14 protein-coding genes and 1 pseudogene are annotated in these 13,536 nt (G+C 39.3%); 3 read left to right on the forward strand and 12 right to left on the reverse strand.

Annotated features, from left to right (window positions below):
- Positions 1 to 81 precede the first annotated feature (81 nt).
- A complete protein-coding gene (gene nagA, locus B6D67_RS07920; protein ID WP_010922566.1) occupies positions 82 to 1,230 on the reverse strand; it encodes an N-acetylglucosamine-6-phosphate deacetylase in 1,149 nt (382 codons plus the stop codon).
- A 117-nt stretch (positions 1,231 to 1,347) separates the two neighbouring features.
- Positions 1,348 to 2,979, reverse strand: a complete 1,632-nt coding sequence (locus tag B6D67_RS07925) for a Na/Pi cotransporter family protein (RefSeq protein WP_010922567.1) — start codon at positions 2,977 to 2,979, stop codon at positions 1,348 to 1,350.
- Positions 2,980 to 3,180: 201 nt separating this feature from the next.
- On the opposite strand from B6D67_RS07925, the gene B6D67_RS07930 reads away from it, so the two are divergent.
- On the forward strand, positions 3,181 to 3,903 hold the full coding sequence (locus B6D67_RS07930; RefSeq protein ID WP_002994282.1) for a hypothetical protein: 723 nt from the start codon (positions 3,181 to 3,183) through the stop codon (positions 3,901 to 3,903).
- A 128-nt stretch (positions 3,904 to 4,031) separates the two neighbouring features.
- Here the strand turns inward: B6D67_RS07930 and B6D67_RS07935 are convergent, their stop codons facing one another.
- Positions 4,032 to 4,874, reverse strand: coding sequence for a DegV family protein (locus B6D67_RS07935; RefSeq protein ID WP_010922568.1), 843 nt, complete (start codon positions 4,872 to 4,874; stop codon positions 4,032 to 4,034).
- A 292-nt stretch (positions 4,875 to 5,166) separates the two neighbouring features.
- Between B6D67_RS07935 and B6D67_RS07940 the strand changes: the two genes are divergently transcribed.
- Entirely contained in the window at positions 5,167 to 5,724 is a 558-nt protein-coding gene (locus B6D67_RS07940; protein ID WP_010922569.1) for a TetR/AcrR family transcriptional regulator, read from the forward strand.
- 35 nt (positions 5,725 to 5,759) lie between these two features.
- Here B6D67_RS07940 and B6D67_RS07945 read toward each other — a convergent pair whose 3' ends face one another.
- The 9 genes and pseudogenes from B6D67_RS07945 to B6D67_RS07985 form a co-directional block, all read right to left on the reverse strand.
- Positions 5,760 to 6,584, reverse strand: coding sequence for a Cof-type HAD-IIB family hydrolase (locus tag B6D67_RS07945; protein ID WP_010922570.1), 825 nt, complete (start codon positions 6,582 to 6,584; stop codon positions 5,760 to 5,762).
- Position 6,585: 1 nt separating this feature from the next.
- Complete coding sequence (locus tag B6D67_RS07950; RefSeq protein WP_002994286.1) at positions 6,586 to 7,203, reverse strand: trimeric intracellular cation channel family protein; 618 nt, start codon at positions 7,201 to 7,203, stop codon at positions 6,586 to 6,588.
- 196 nt (positions 7,204 to 7,399) lie between these two features.
- Entirely contained in the window at positions 7,400 to 8,377 is a 978-nt protein-coding gene (lacD, locus tag B6D67_RS07955; protein WP_002983521.1) for a tagatose-bisphosphate aldolase, read from the reverse strand.
- A gap of 46 nt (positions 8,378 to 8,423) precedes the next feature.
- Positions 8,424 to 8,877 (reverse strand): annotated as a pseudogene (locus tag B6D67_RS10560) (PfkB family carbohydrate kinase); the annotation flags it as partial.
- Between the two features lie 9 nt (positions 8,878 to 8,886).
- Positions 8,887 to 9,402 carry a galactose-6-phosphate isomerase subunit LacB gene (gene lacB, locus B6D67_RS07965; protein WP_010922572.1) on the reverse strand — a complete coding sequence of 172 codons (516 nt, stop codon included), beginning with the start codon at positions 9,400 to 9,402 and terminating at the stop codon, positions 8,887 to 8,889.
- 14 nt (positions 9,403 to 9,416) lie between these two features.
- A complete protein-coding gene (gene lacA / locus B6D67_RS07970) occupies positions 9,417 to 9,842 on the reverse strand; it encodes a galactose-6-phosphate isomerase subunit LacA (protein WP_010922573.1) in 426 nt (141 codons plus the stop codon).
- Positions 9,843 to 10,081: 239 nt separating this feature from the next.
- Positions 10,082 to 11,533, reverse strand: a complete 1,452-nt coding sequence (locus tag B6D67_RS07975) for a PTS galactitol transporter subunit IIC (RefSeq protein WP_020750283.1) — start codon at positions 11,531 to 11,533, stop codon at positions 10,082 to 10,084.
- Positions 11,534 to 11,558: 25 nt separating this feature from the next.
- Positions 11,559 to 11,864: a PTS sugar transporter subunit IIB gene (locus B6D67_RS07980; protein ID WP_010922575.1), complete on the reverse strand. Its 306-nt coding sequence runs from the start codon at positions 11,862 to 11,864 to the stop codon at positions 11,559 to 11,561.
- Positions 11,857 to 12,330 carry a PTS sugar transporter subunit IIA gene (locus B6D67_RS07985; RefSeq protein ID WP_010922576.1) on the reverse strand — a complete coding sequence of 158 codons (474 nt, stop codon included), beginning with the start codon at positions 12,328 to 12,330 and terminating at the stop codon, positions 11,857 to 11,859. Before B6D67_RS07985 ends, B6D67_RS07980 begins: the two co-directional genes overlap by 8 nt.
- Positions 12,331 to 12,566: 236 nt before the next feature.
- Between B6D67_RS07985 and B6D67_RS07990 the strand changes: the two genes are divergently transcribed.
- Positions 12,567 to 13,337, forward strand: a complete 771-nt coding sequence (locus tag B6D67_RS07990; protein ID WP_002983505.1) for a DeoR/GlpR family DNA-binding transcription regulator — start codon at positions 12,567 to 12,569, stop codon at positions 13,335 to 13,337.
- The last annotated feature ends 199 nt before the right edge of the window (positions 13,338 to 13,536 follow it).

Here is a 13,536-nt window from a genome sequence, read left to right on the forward strand (position 1 = left end):
TTAATCTATTCTATCATAAAGAAAGAAAATACAAAAAGAATTGGCCTGCCAGACATAGCTACCCCAATCCTTTTGTATCTCTTAGGCATCAAAAGCTTTTTGCCCATTTAAATAGGTTGCAACAAGTGTTAAATCCTTATCAAGAACAATAAAGTCAGCCGCATGCCCAGCTTTGATTTGACCACATACGTCGTCAATACCGACAGAAACAGCTGGCACATAAGTTGCCATATGAATGGCTTCTGCCGGAGTTGCGATTCCCCAGGCCACTACATTTCTAAGGCCATCTTTTAATTTCAAAATAGATCCTGCCAAGTTTCCACTCTCTTTAAGACGAGCAGTGCCATTTGCCACAACCACAGAGAATTCCCCCAAGAGGTAATCACCATCTGGTGAACCACCTGCTCGCATACAGTCCGTAATCATGGCTACATGATCATGCCCTTTTTGCTGCATCAAAATATCACAAGCAATTGGTGAGACATGGTGGCCATCACAAATCAACTCTGCGTAAGTATTTGGAAGATTATAAACCGCTCCCACCATTCCTGGTTCACGGTGGGTCAATCCTCGCATGCCATTATAAGCATGAACCCAAACACTAGCACCAGCTTGAACAGCTTCTTTAGCCTCTTGATAAGTACCGTTTGAATGCCCTAAGGCCACTGTTACGCCTTGTTTTGTCACTGCAGACACAAATTCTTTGACACCATCACGTTCAGGAGCAAGGGCAATTTTTTTGATGAGCCCTTTAGCAGCTTTTTGCCAAGCATCAAATTCCTCCAAGCGTGGGGTTTTCATATAACTTGGGTTTTGAGCACCCTTATATTCTTCGGTAAAATAAGGACCTTCAAAGTAGATACCTTGTATTTTAGCACCTTTTACCTGATCAGCAACTGAAGCAATAGTCCCTGATACTTTTTCTAACTGCTCAAAGGTAGAAGTTAAGGTCGTCGGTAAAAAAGACGTTACTCCTGTTGCTAATAGTCCTTCACTCATTTGATGAATCCCTTGGGCAGAATTATCCATGACATCAGCTCCCGCATAGCCATGGATATGCGTATCCACAAGACCTGGTGCAATTTGATAACCGGTGTAGTCAATGATTTGCGCATCTGCCGGAACAATTTCTGTCCACTCCCCAAAAACACCATCATGAAGACTTAGGTAGCCAGCCGGTCTCACCTCTGTTGGGTAATAAAAACAATCTGCTTTAAGATAGCATGTCATCTTTTTTCCTCCCTTTTTTCCTTATTATACGCCTTATTCTTTACTTTGTAAATGGTATATACCACTTTTGGGATTCAAAAAAGAAAACGTGGATGATCATTCACGTTTTCTCTTTTTTTAAAGCTGGTGTGAAAGTACTTTCTCTGCTAAATTCAAGGCATGATCTGTGATGCGGGTATAGTGGGAAATAATATCAATAAAATTAATACCTGCTTGTGCCGTACATTCTCCACAATTCAAGCGCTTAATGTGGGTTTTACGTAATCGTCGCTCTTTTTCTTCAATTTCTTTATGGCGAGTCACAATAGTTTGCGCCAAGTCTGTATCACTATCAACGATAGCTCTAATGGCATCCAGTGTTAAACAATGCGTCAATTGATACATCTCTGTCAATTCTTGACGAGCAGATATTGAAAAACCAATTTGTTTAGATATGATGCCTTCAATTAGAATGCCTAAAGACTCAGAATGATCTCCAATTCTTTCCAAATCACGTGAAGAGTCAAGAATACCAGCCAAGACTTCATTTTCACTTGGGCTGAGGGCTTCGTTAGAAATATCAACCAAATAAGTGGTTAACTCCTCATCGATGGTATCAACTGCTCTTTCATAACGCTTGACCTTTTCCCCAAATTTACCGTCAGCTGTCATAATATAACTGTAAGAAGCTTCAAAAGCTTGAATCGCATAAGAGGCTAAATGAACCAATTCCTTGTGGGCATTTCCTAGTGCGATAGAAGGGGCTTGGGTAATAAGTAAGCGATCTAAATAAAGGGCTTCGTATTTGACCACTTCATCTTCTCCTGGAATGAGTCTAGTCACAATCATAGCTAGTAGACTAATGAAAGGAATTAATAAGATGGTATTAGTGATATTAAAAGAACCGTGAGAAAAAGCGATAGTCATCTCAGGCGTTAAACTCAACTTTGATTGTAGCCATAACATCAATGATGTGAATGGGACTAGGATAATCATAAAAATAATTGTACCGATCAAATTAAATAACACATGAGCTGCTGCCACACGTTTAGCAGCAATATTTGAACCTATAGCTGCTAAGACAGCTGTAATGCAGGTTCCTATATTTGAGCCTAACAAAATAGGAATAGCCCCCTGTAAGGTCAAAAGACCGCCTGAAAACAGTCCCTGTAAAATCCCGATAATGGCTGCCGATGACTGAATCAACATGGTCAAAGCCGTTCCGATAAAGACACCTTGGAAGGGTTTATCACCTAATGTCGCTAAATAATTTTGAAAGGCTGACACAGATTTCAAAGGATCCATGGCATCTCCCATTAGGTTCAGCGAGAAGAAAATTCCTCCGACACCAAAAATGATACGCCCAAAATTGTTGAGCTTTTTATTAGAGGTAAAGAAAAGACAGGCTGCACCAATAAAAATCATGGGCAAGGCGTAATCTCCTAGTTTAAAACCAATTAAAAACGAAGTGATAGTCGTTCCAATATTAGCCCCCATAACAATTCCAATGGCTTGTCGCAAATTTAGCAAACCCGCAGAAACCAAACCAACCGTAATTACAGTTACGCCTGAACTGGACTGAATTAAGGCAGACATGGCAATTCCGACTAAGATACCAAAAAAGGGATTACTGGTGTATTTATCAATGTAATACCTTAGTTTATCTCCTGCTGCTTGTTGCAGACCATCTCCCATATACTTGATACTGAAAAGAAAGAGACCTAAGCCTCCAAAGAAATGAAATGCAATGTCTTGCCAATTTACTGACACAATATTGTCCTCGCTCAATTTTTTAGTCTATTCTATTTTAATGTATTACGGTCTTTATCACAAGGTTTTTTTAAGCGTTTCTGTGTATACCGATGTCAACATTTGCATATTATTGGTTTGATAAGGTGTTAGGCTTTTCCGATATTTTACATCATTTGTTTTTGCACAAATCTTTTCATTTCGTTTAATTAGAGGTATAATATGGCTACGATGAAACAATATCATAAAGGAGATTCCATGACTAAATCACAAAAAGAGGCGCTTTATTGGATGTTGAGTGTTCTAACTATCACTCTAATAGGTGGCTCCTGCCTTATTTTTGGATCCCACCCTCAAACGCAAGATAAGGTAGCTAAACATTCTAAAAGTGCTGCTAGTTTACTAAAAAAAGCAGTTAAAGCAGTTAATGACGCTGATCGTTTAGCCACTGCAGCTGCTATCCAAGAAGCCCAGAAAGCTGTTGATAAATTAGCAGAATCTTCTAAGAAAAAAACGCTACAAGAACAGCTAAACGTTGCCAAAGCAAAGCAAGAGCAAGAAGATGCAGCTACTCAAGCAGTTAAAGCTGCTGAGGAGACTCTCAATCAAAATCTTAAAGATATCGCCCAAAAAGCAGTTAACGACTTAAGTAACAAAGGTAAAAAAGCCGCTTTACAATCTCGGTTAGACGCTATTTTACCAGCGAAACCCATTATTGATGAATTTCCAAGACAAAGTGGAGAAATAACAGATAACTCTTACTGGACACCTTTCCCAGGAGACGTCTCAGATACTTATGATAATTCCCAGTCACCTACTTTAGACCCAAGCTCAGAATCTTCAGCTTCAGATGTTACACCACAACCTAGTCATCCTGATCCAATTCCACCTCAGACCTCTTCAGAACCTTCCGACTCAGGAGACAAGCAATCATCAAAAGAGTAATACAACAGTTTTTCGTAAAATCAATCAATAAACGTTTTAGACGGCTATCTTAGTGATTAGTCTTCCTGACATCTTAAAAAAGCTAGCTCAAATCAAAAGAGTCTAGCTTTTTGTTTTGTTAGATAGCATTAAATTTCGTAGCCCATTAAAAGTCCTCCGTCTTCAGCATAAAAGCTACACAAACCTGAGGTCCTTCCAGTTTGAATCACAGCATCAGGATATAAAGATTTGATTTTTTCACTGATCTGCTCACAAATTTTTGGATTTTGAGCATGAGCAATGTAAACTTTTCCGCCTACATAACCCTCTTTTTGAATTTCTTCTATCAAGGCAGAAACTGCTTTTTTTTGACCACGCGCTTTTTGAAGAAGTTCAAGCGTTCCTTTATTGCTAGCTTTCCCAACCATTCTAATATTGAGTAAGCCAATTACTTTACCTACTAATTTACTCAGTCGACCATTTTTAACCAAATTATCAACCTTGGCAAGCACAAAAATCAAACGTGTTTTTTGCTGATAAGCTGTGATCTGTTTGACAACTTCTTCAAAGGATAATCCAAGTTTGATCAACCGCTCAAGCTCCAGTACGAGCAAATCCATCTCGCCACCTGCTGATAAAGAATCGATTAGATGAATATTGACATTAGGATTTTCTTCAAGAAGTTCATTTTTAGCCAGTCGTGCACTATTATGACTGCCAGATAAGGTCCCTGTAATTGTCATCACGATAACATTATCTGCACCTCTATAGGCCTGCAAAAAGGCTTCTGGGCTTGGACAGCTAGATGTCGTTGCTTTAGACGACTGGTACATAGTTGTCATCATATTATCGATATCTAATCCATCATCATCTCTAAAAATTTCTGTGCCAATCTGTAGGGTCAAAGGCACACGTTCAAAGCGCAACTCTTTGGATTGTCTAGTCAAACTTCTAAGATCACATCCTGAATCTGTTACAATTTTCCAAGTCATTTTTTATCCTTCTTTTTCTCTAATTTGTGTTCGGTAACAAAGACCAGATTATTAAGCCTTCGCTAAGATGTCTAGGCTAATGGTAATAACTAGTCATTAAATCCTATGTTTTATTACTAGCCTTTTCAATAGTTAGTAAAGTCATCCAATAGAGCTATACAAGGAGGTAATGAGGCTCCTGATAACTAACTTTAGTTGACAAATTAAGACTTTTCCCATAAAATTATATCATTATTAAGTCGGTTTTTGCTACTGATAACTCATCAGATGTAACACTTGAAAGGTATTTGTGATGACTGATAAAGCACTCTCAAAAAGATCACTTCAAAACTTAACACAATTTAATAAAGAAACACGACGCATAGCACGTGAATCTATGGAAATCGCCTTACTAAATCTTCTAGAAACAAAACCTTTAGGTGATATTACGATTTCAGAATTGGTGACGAAAGCAGGAGTATCTCGTAACGCTTTTTATCGTAATTATACCTCTAAAGAAGCCATTATAGAACAACTGTTAGTAGGGGTTATCCGTCGTATTTTTCGTGGACTAAAACAATTTGATATTAAAACTCAGGCTTATCAAGCTTGGCTCTATCTTTTTACTGAAGCTAAAAAAGAAGCTCAGCTTCTTAAAATGATTTTCAAACATCACCTGCACCATCTTCTAACACGATTAGTCACTAAACGTCTGAAAGCTTATCAAAAATTAAAAGACAAAAAACAATCGCACTATAAGCGCCTTTTTTGGAGCAATGCTATTGTTTCTGTCTTGACAAACTGGATTTCAGATGACATGATCGTTCCTGCCGAAGAAATGGCTGCTATGGGCTTGCCTCTATTAACGTAAAAAGGTTCCTTTTGGGAACCTTTTTACGTTAATTGTTAGTCTTTTTGAGCTACAAGTGCAAACTGACGGATAGCCTGGGCCACACCCGCCATATCATTAGTCAAAGTGACTTTGTCAGCTAATGGCTTGATAGCTGCTGAAGCATTTTCCATAGCAACTCCTAAACCAGCATAAGTTAACATCTCAATGTCATTGGGAGCATCCCCAATAGCCATCACTTGGTCAGCAGTTAAACCCAAATCTTCTACTAATTCTTTGAGAGCCGATGCCTTGCTGACTCCCTGAGGGAGAATTTCTAAAATATTATCTTGGCTACGAACAACATGAAAACTCTGACTAAGCTGATTTCTCACCGCACGTTCAAAGGCATCTAGCGCAGCTTTTTCTCCTAAGTACATGGCTTGAAAAATCAGGCGAGGAGTGTCCGACAGCTCTGCTAAGGAGACAGGCTTGACAATGGTAAATACCAAATCTCCATCTTCCTGCACAAGGTCTGGCACTTCTTCTTCAAGCACCAAATAATCGTTTTCCTCAGTTAAAGTCAGGTAAATATCTGGAAAACTTTGGCTTAGCTCTTCCAGCAATTCAATATCTGAAACCTTCAACATTTTTGAATGGCGTAATTGCCAGTCAGGACTACTATAAGTACTACAGCCATTATTGATAATGAGGAATTCCTCTTGTGTCAAACCTAATTGGTCAAAATAGGGTCTTGTCCCTGACTGAGGCCGGCCTGTGCATAAGACAATTTTTAAGCCTGACTGAGCTGCTTCTTGGATGGCTGTGATATTCTCTTTTGGAATCTGTTTGTCCTGGTTTAATAAGGTGCCGTCCAAATCAATTGCAATTAGTTGAATCATCCTATCTTTCCTCTTTCCATTTGATTTTAGGGAGGTTCCATTTTTTACGGTTGCCAATCATGCGTAAAGTCGTGAGTAAAACAACCAAGGCATAACATTCAATCGTTGAATCTGCTAGTTTAAAATGCAAAACAATAGCTGCAAGAATGGACCACCCAGCATAGATTTCACTACGCAAAACACTAGGTTTTCGCCCTGCCAGAATATCTCTGACAACACCACCGCCTGCACCAGTCAACACAGCTGCTACAATGACAGCACTTAAAGGCTGGTTAAGACGGACAGCATGCAAGGCTCCTTGGACACTAAAAGCTGCCAGACCAATGGCATCAGTCAAAACAGCTGCCCGTACCCAACCTCTAGCCATTAGCTTAGGAAAAAGCATAATCAAAACCATAGCAAAGAAAGCGCAAGTGAATTCTGGCTTTTGCCCCCATAAGGCCTCTATAGGTAAACCAATTAGGGTGTTTCGAATGGCTCCGCCTCCAAAGGCTGTCACGAAACCTAAAATAAAAATCCCTAAAATATCAAATTCTTCTTCCATGGCAACAATAGCACCAGAAAGAGCAAAGGCAATGGTCCCGATGATATTTAAAATTTCCCACATATCAATTGTCATAAGCTACCCTATTGTCTTTTAGTCTTCTTTTAGTTTACCACGTTTTCCTTTAAAAAATAAGTAGAAAAAGATAAAATGTAAGGATAAAAAAGCAAGGATAAAACCCATTTTCATCCTTGCTACAAAAGATTCAAACAATTATCCCCATACTTATCTTATCACATCAATGAGAGCTGCTTGATAGGATAAGGTTGTTTTAGATTTTTTCCGTCCAAGGGCTAGCGGTCTCTTCGAGTACCCTGTTTAACTCGTCAATATTTTGGAAGCCTTCAGTGCATAGCCACTTTCTTGCTTCGTCCTCTCCTTTAGTAATATAAACTGGAACGGATCCTGCCCACGTGGCACGCCCACACAAAACACCACTAAATTGAGCACCTGCTGCTGCTGCAAAGTATAATGTCTCTTGAAAAAGTTTGGCAGATACGCCTGCACTCAAATAGATATAAGGGAGGTGGCTGGCAGCTTCTTGGTCTTGAAAAGCTTTAATAGCCTCAGCTTGACTGTAATGGACTTCCCCTTCAGTAAAACCTTCTACATAAGCCATATTAACAGGAACCTCTACTTTTAGCACATCAACGCCAAAACGCTTATCCGAAAATACTGACATAGCACCGTTAACCTTATGTGGCTTAAGCTTTGCGTATGCCGCACTGTTGTTATCTGATATTCTCTCATCATAACTCAAAAGTTCAAGAAAAAAAGGGATGTCTTCAGCTGTACATTCTGAACCAATGCGTTCAATATAAGCTTGTTTTTGTAAATTGATTTGTTCATCTCCATCAACATCATAATAGAGCAAAAATTTAATAGCATCTGCACCTGCTGCTTTCAACCGTTTGACCGACCATTCCACTAAGCAATCGGGTAAACGGCTAGTGGTTGTAGCATCATAACCTGTTTTTTCGTAAGCTAACAGTAAGCCTGTCTGATTAGCTCTTACCTTAGTAGCCAGCAACCCATATTCTGGATCTAATAAAATAGATGAAGCATAAGGCGTCAATTCCTCAGAAACGAGAACTTTCAATGTTTCTATCTGTGTAACTGTCGCTTCTCCTTCTTGATGTGCTGCCATCATTTGCTTCAGTGCACCTCGTTGATCAAAAGCTAAAGCTGATATGATTCCTTGATGGCTCACTTTTTCTAAGTAATGTCTTTTATTTGCTGTGATTGTCATGTGATACCTCTCTTACTTGAAGTTGCTGATATAATTGTTTAAAAGTTGCCATAGTCATCAAATCTTGATAATAGTGAGTAGCTAGTCTCCTAGGCAGACTGCCTGAGAAGTTAAGACATCAAACGGCTTAGCAATAGTACTCATGTGGCTCAAAGAGACTTCGGCTTCGTCCACATCACTGTAGGGACCAGCTTCCAAAATTTTTGTCTGCATGCCTTCATGTAAAACAGCAATACAATTTCTCGTTTCCCCTTTGATTTTGAAAAATTGGTTAGAAATGCCCTGTTCTTGTAACTGATGAATGATAAAGTCACCCAGCTTACCACCACTAAATCCTGTTGCCATAACTGACCAGCTTTTGCTAACATTCTGGTCACATTTAGCTCCTTATCACCAGCTGTTTTTGCCGTTCTGTCAACACAATTAACCGTGTCCATAGCCAGACAATCTAAAGGATAGGAAATAGCGACAGAAGGATTTAAGATAACTGTTAAACTCATCTCTTCTTCCTAATCGTGATACTCACCACGATCCCATTTTTCCAAAAATTCTGTAAAAAAATCAGGATCTTCTTGGTTGGCATGATGACTTTCCAAGTGGGCTATTTTAGCAATTAGCTTCTTATTCTCTTCAGTTTCTTTGTATTCTGCCTTGATAAAAGCATCTATAATATCACACATAAGAAGTTCACCCGTGATTTTACCACCAAAGCCAATCACATTGGCATTCAATTCTTCCTTGGCATAAAGCGCTGTTGTCATATCTCGAACAAGGGCTGAACGAATACCTGGTACCTTGTTCACGGCATTATTAATGCCAACTCCAGTTCCACAAATACAAACACCCAAGTCTGCTTGACCATTAACCACAGCTTCGCCGACTTTTTTTCCAAAAATAGGGTAATGGGTTCTTGTATGGTCATAAGTGCCACAGTCAATAACGTCATAGCCTTTAGATTTCAAAAAATCAGAAACAGCCATTTTTTCGTTGGTGACAATATGGTCACAACCAATCGCAATTTTCATCACTTTATCCTCCTTTAGGCCATTTTATTGAGCATGTCAACACGAATTTGATGACGACCACCATCGTAGGGACCAGTCACAAAACCTTTGACGATATTCTTCGCTAATTCTGGACCTACAATCTCTGCCCCTATTGTGATCATGCGGGCATTGTTGTGACCGCGCGTCATGTAAGCAGAGCGTTCATCTGACACTTCAGCAGCAACCATTCCTTTTAATTTTGTGGCTACCATAAAGGGACCTGCTCCGTAAGCATCCACCATAATGCCTAAACGACCTTCTGCTTCATTAACGGCTTTCGCCACCGCTAATGTGTTATCAATAAAATCACTGTTAATATCAGTCACGTCAATAATGTCATAGCCTTCTTCTTGAAGAAAACTTTTGATCAATTCTTTTAATGCATTTCCGTGTGCATCTGCACCTAAAATAATAGCCATAGCTTTTCCTTTTCTAACCCAAAACGCTTGCCAATCTAGAGAAGGGGGACATGATTACCTGTCCTTAGATCAAGATGATTGCCAGTAGTCTTAGTGTCTTCCATTATTTCTTTCAAGACAAAGCACTTGTGGGTTCCCACAGAGCGCCTTGCCTTACATGAGAAATACTCTTTTCACGTTAGGGAGTAAGGTAGAAATACCTTACTCCCTAATTTTTTAGTCAGTCACCTGACCTGATTTTATTTCATTGTTTTCGCATACTCAGCGTTACGTGCCTTCATTTGGTTAGCATACCAAGCAAAGAGACCTAGGTAAATGGCCACAAAGATGATTAGCGTGATGATTGAGGCAATCTGACCTGTTGTCGCTTGACCAATCACATAACCAAAAATTTTTTCCATTGGTCCTTCAAGTGTTGAATGCGTAATCAAGGAACCAGCGCTTGTACCTGCTGGAAAAGCCCCTACTTTTTTAGCCAACTCTGTCGCAAATGGAGCAATCATAGTTCCTGACAAGAGGAATAATGGCAATAAGAGGGAACCAAAAATAATCATGCGAATCAAACGACCACGTGTGACCACAAGAAGAGCTGGTGTCATCCCCATAGCAATAATTCCTGCCAGTGGTAAAATCCCATTGCCAACTTTTGATAGGAGAACGGCTTCAATCAACATGATTGGGGCAAGAATATTGGCACAGGCCCAGATTTCAGCACGACCAGCAATGAAGGGCCAGTCCAAACCGATATTGAAACGACGCCCATGCATTCTAGCATTGGCAAAATTGGTAATCCCTTGTGACAAAGGCTCAACAGCTGCGATAAACCAAGAGCCAATCAAAGAGAAAAGTTCCAAGCAGGCACCCGCGGTAAAGCCTAGGCCAAACCAATTTTTGATAGATTCAACAGTGAAATGAGGATCTCCCATAATCCCAATCACAAAACCTAGAGCCATTCCGATAAAGAACTTAGAGCCCCAGAAGCCAATTTTTTTGTTCAATTTAGCAGCATCAAAGTCATATTTATCCAGCCCCGGAAAGACCTTGTCAAAAATCTTATCTAAGACCATAATGATTGGATTCATCATGTAGTTCATGTGAGTTGAAGTCATTGGTGATTGAGGCCCTGTCCCAAGAAGGTCATCAAAGGTCGGTTTCATCAAATCAGAGTTAATGATTTTCAGTACCCCAACAAGAATAACTGCCACAGTAGCAATCAAAAGAGACACAAAGACTGGTAAATGGTTACGAGCCGCATACCACATAATCAATAGACCCGTAATGGACAAATGCCAAATATCAAAAATATCGACGTCAAGGGTGTCCGTTTTTTTCATGACAATCATGACAATATTAACCACCAGCATCACCAGCAAGAAATAAAGGGTGTAAGGGGAACCCCAGGTAATTGTTGCAAGCGGTGCCCAACCGACATCAATAATGTTTAAACTGATCCCTGTATTTTTAACAAAGGCCTGTAAAGACTCTGAAAAAGCCCCCGTCAAAATTCCAATAATGGCTCCAATCCCTGTCAAAGCGATGGCTAACTTAATCCCACCTTCCAGTGCCTTTGTGAATTTAACCCCGAAAATCATGGCTAAACCTGTCATGACAATCAGCATGACCACACCTGATCCCAACTGAATAGGAAATCCCAGAATCTTGTTAATAATGTCTAAAAAAGGTTGCATCATCTTGTCTCCTTATGTTTTTATTAACTCACTGCAAATGATTTTCTTTAATCACGCGCTCTAATTCAGCAAAAACAGGCTCACTCATGATTGGGATACGATAGAGAATCGGTCCTGCTTCTACTATGGGAATCGGCATCTCAAATCCCAAGTCAGTTTTTGCAATCGGCGTAAAAATATCATAACGAGACACCAATTCTTCTGTGATGTCTTTGACCATCACCGCATCACAGTGAACATCGTAACCACGGTCACTCATCTGAGTTTCAATCGCATCTTTAATTTGATGGCTTGAGTTAACCCCTGCACCGCAGGCTGCTAGAATTTTAATCATGCTGAAACACTCCTTTTTCTATTAAATAGTTTGAAATAGCTTGTTTATCATCTTTTAGACTGGCTAGATAGCTAAGATTGCCTTTCGTAATAAAGAAGGTAATGAGATTGGATAGAATCGTCGTTTGACCCTCGTTTTGACTATTGATAATAAAGAAGAAATCCGTTACCAAACAGTCTTCCTCTGGATTAATCATGTGCTTAAAGGTAAGGGCTTGACTATTTCTAACATAGACCACTTGATCAACCAAGCAATACTTGGTTTCTGTATGCGGAATAGCCGCATACAAAATATCTGACCCATCTTTGAGGTCCACTTTGAGTCCTGTCGGAAATACCGCCTCACGCTCCACTAAAGCCTGATGGTACTCTTGCGTCACATACCCAACCTTTTCCAAGTGGCTAGCAACAAGATCAAAAAGCTCTGGCTGCGTCCTTGCTTCAGTAAATAGAATATTAGGAAACACTCCCTACCGCCTTTCTATAAGTATCAATTTTTAACAACTGTCATCTCATCATCAACAAATTGGTAACCGTTTACAAAATCATTATAGTATAACCTTCAACATAATTCAACATTTTTACGCAATATTTTTTGTTCTATATGTTTGTTTTTGTTTTGTTTATTTTGTTTTATTGAAATATGAAGGTCTATATGCTATGATAAACATAAGTAAATAAACTATAGAAAGGAGCCCCTTAGATGTTAAAAAGAGAAAGACTTCTAAAAATTACCGAAATAGTCAATGAGCAAGGTATTGTTACTGTGAATGATATTATTCAGACTTTAAACGTTTCTGATATGACAGTTCGTAGAGACTTAGATGAACTGGAAAAAGCCGGCAAATTGATCCGCATCCATGGAGGTGCACAAAGCATTACCATGCCTAATAAAAAAGAGCGGTCAAATATTGAAAAACAAACCGTTCAAACAAAGGAAAAATGGGAACTAGCTTCATATGCGACACAACTAGTCAATGATGGTGAAACAATCTTTATTGGTCCAGGAACAACTTTAGAATGTTTCGCTGAGCAGTTAAAAAATCGTCAGATTCGCATTGTGACCAATAGCCTCCCTGTCTTTAACATCCTTCAGGACAGCGAAACCATTGACCTGATTCTTATCGGTGGTGAATACCGATCTATTACAGGAGCTTTTGTAGGGTCCCTTGCCAGTCAAAATATCTCATCCTTAAAATTTGCCAAGGCTTTTATTAGCTGTAATGGTATTTATAAAAACGATATTGCAACTTATAGCGAAACTGAAGGAGAGATTCAAAAGCTAGCTTTTAATAATTCTATTGAAAAATACCTCTTGGTAGATAACCAAAAATTCAATGCCTACGACTTCTTCATTTTTTACCATTTAAACAACATTGATGCTGTTGTTACAGATTCGCAAATAACTGAGGACGTTATCGAACGTTATAGTCAGTTCACGCAATTATTAGTAGCCCACGAAAACAAGGAGTAACCGTTTCATCAAGAATGGACAGCCTGTCAGTGCATCGTCCTTAAACACCTTCTGGCAAAAGTGATTTGCCCCCAGAGAGGTGTTTTTGTTTTGCTCGGAACACACCTGCTAACGTCAGAGTCTTTATGAGTGACCACAAAAAAAGAAGCCCAGATTAAAAAACTGGAACCTCTTTTGAGATGAAGTAAGGCTACCAAAA

It is taken from the genome of Streptococcus pyogenes, assembly GCF_002055535.1.
Classification (GTDB): domain Bacteria; phylum Bacillota; class Bacilli; order Lactobacillales; family Streptococcaceae; genus Streptococcus; species Streptococcus pyogenes.

Bases quoted from the DNA above. Each gene is read 5' to 3' on its own strand.
- B6D67_RS07990 (WP_002983505.1), top strand. From the start codon at position 12,567: ATGTTAAAAAGAGAAAGACTTCTAAAAATTACCGAAATAGTCAATGAG.
- lacA (WP_010922573.1), bottom strand. From the start codon at position 9,842: ATGGCTATTATTTTAGGTGCAGATGCACACGGAAATGCATTAAAAGAA.
- B6D67_RS07950 (WP_002994286.1), bottom strand. From the start codon at position 7,203: ATGACAATTGATATGTGGGAAATTTTAAATATCATCGGGACCATTGCC.
- B6D67_RS07980 (WP_010922575.1), bottom strand. From the start codon at position 11,864: ATGATTAAAATTCTAGCAGCCTGCGGTGCAGGGGTTAACTCAAGCCAT.
- B6D67_RS07940 (WP_010922569.1), top strand. From the start codon at position 5,167: ATGACTGATAAAGCACTCTCAAAAAGATCACTTCAAAACTTAACACAA.
- nagA (WP_010922566.1), bottom strand. From the start codon at position 1,230: ATGACATGCTATCTTAAAGCAGATTGTTTTTATTACCCAACAGAGGTG.
- lacD (WP_002983521.1), bottom strand. From the start codon at position 8,377: ATGACAATCACAGCAAATAAAAGACATTACTTAGAAAAAGTGAGCCAT.
- B6D67_RS07935 (WP_010922568.1), bottom strand. From the start codon at position 4,874: ATGACTTGGAAAATTGTAACAGATTCAGGATGTGATCTTAGAAGTTTG.
- B6D67_RS07930 (WP_002994282.1), top strand. From the start codon at position 3,181: ATGGCTACGATGAAACAATATCATAAAGGAGATTCCATGACTAAATCA.
- B6D67_RS07975 (WP_020750283.1), bottom strand. From the start codon at position 11,533: ATGATGCAACCTTTTTTAGACATTATTAACAAGATTCTGGGATTTCCT.
- B6D67_RS07945 (WP_010922570.1), bottom strand. From the start codon at position 6,584: ATGATTCAACTAATTGCAATTGATTTGGACGGCACCTTATTAAACCAG.
- lacB (WP_010922572.1), bottom strand. From the start codon at position 9,402: ATGAAAATTGCGATTGGTTGTGACCATATTGTCACCAACGAAAAAATG.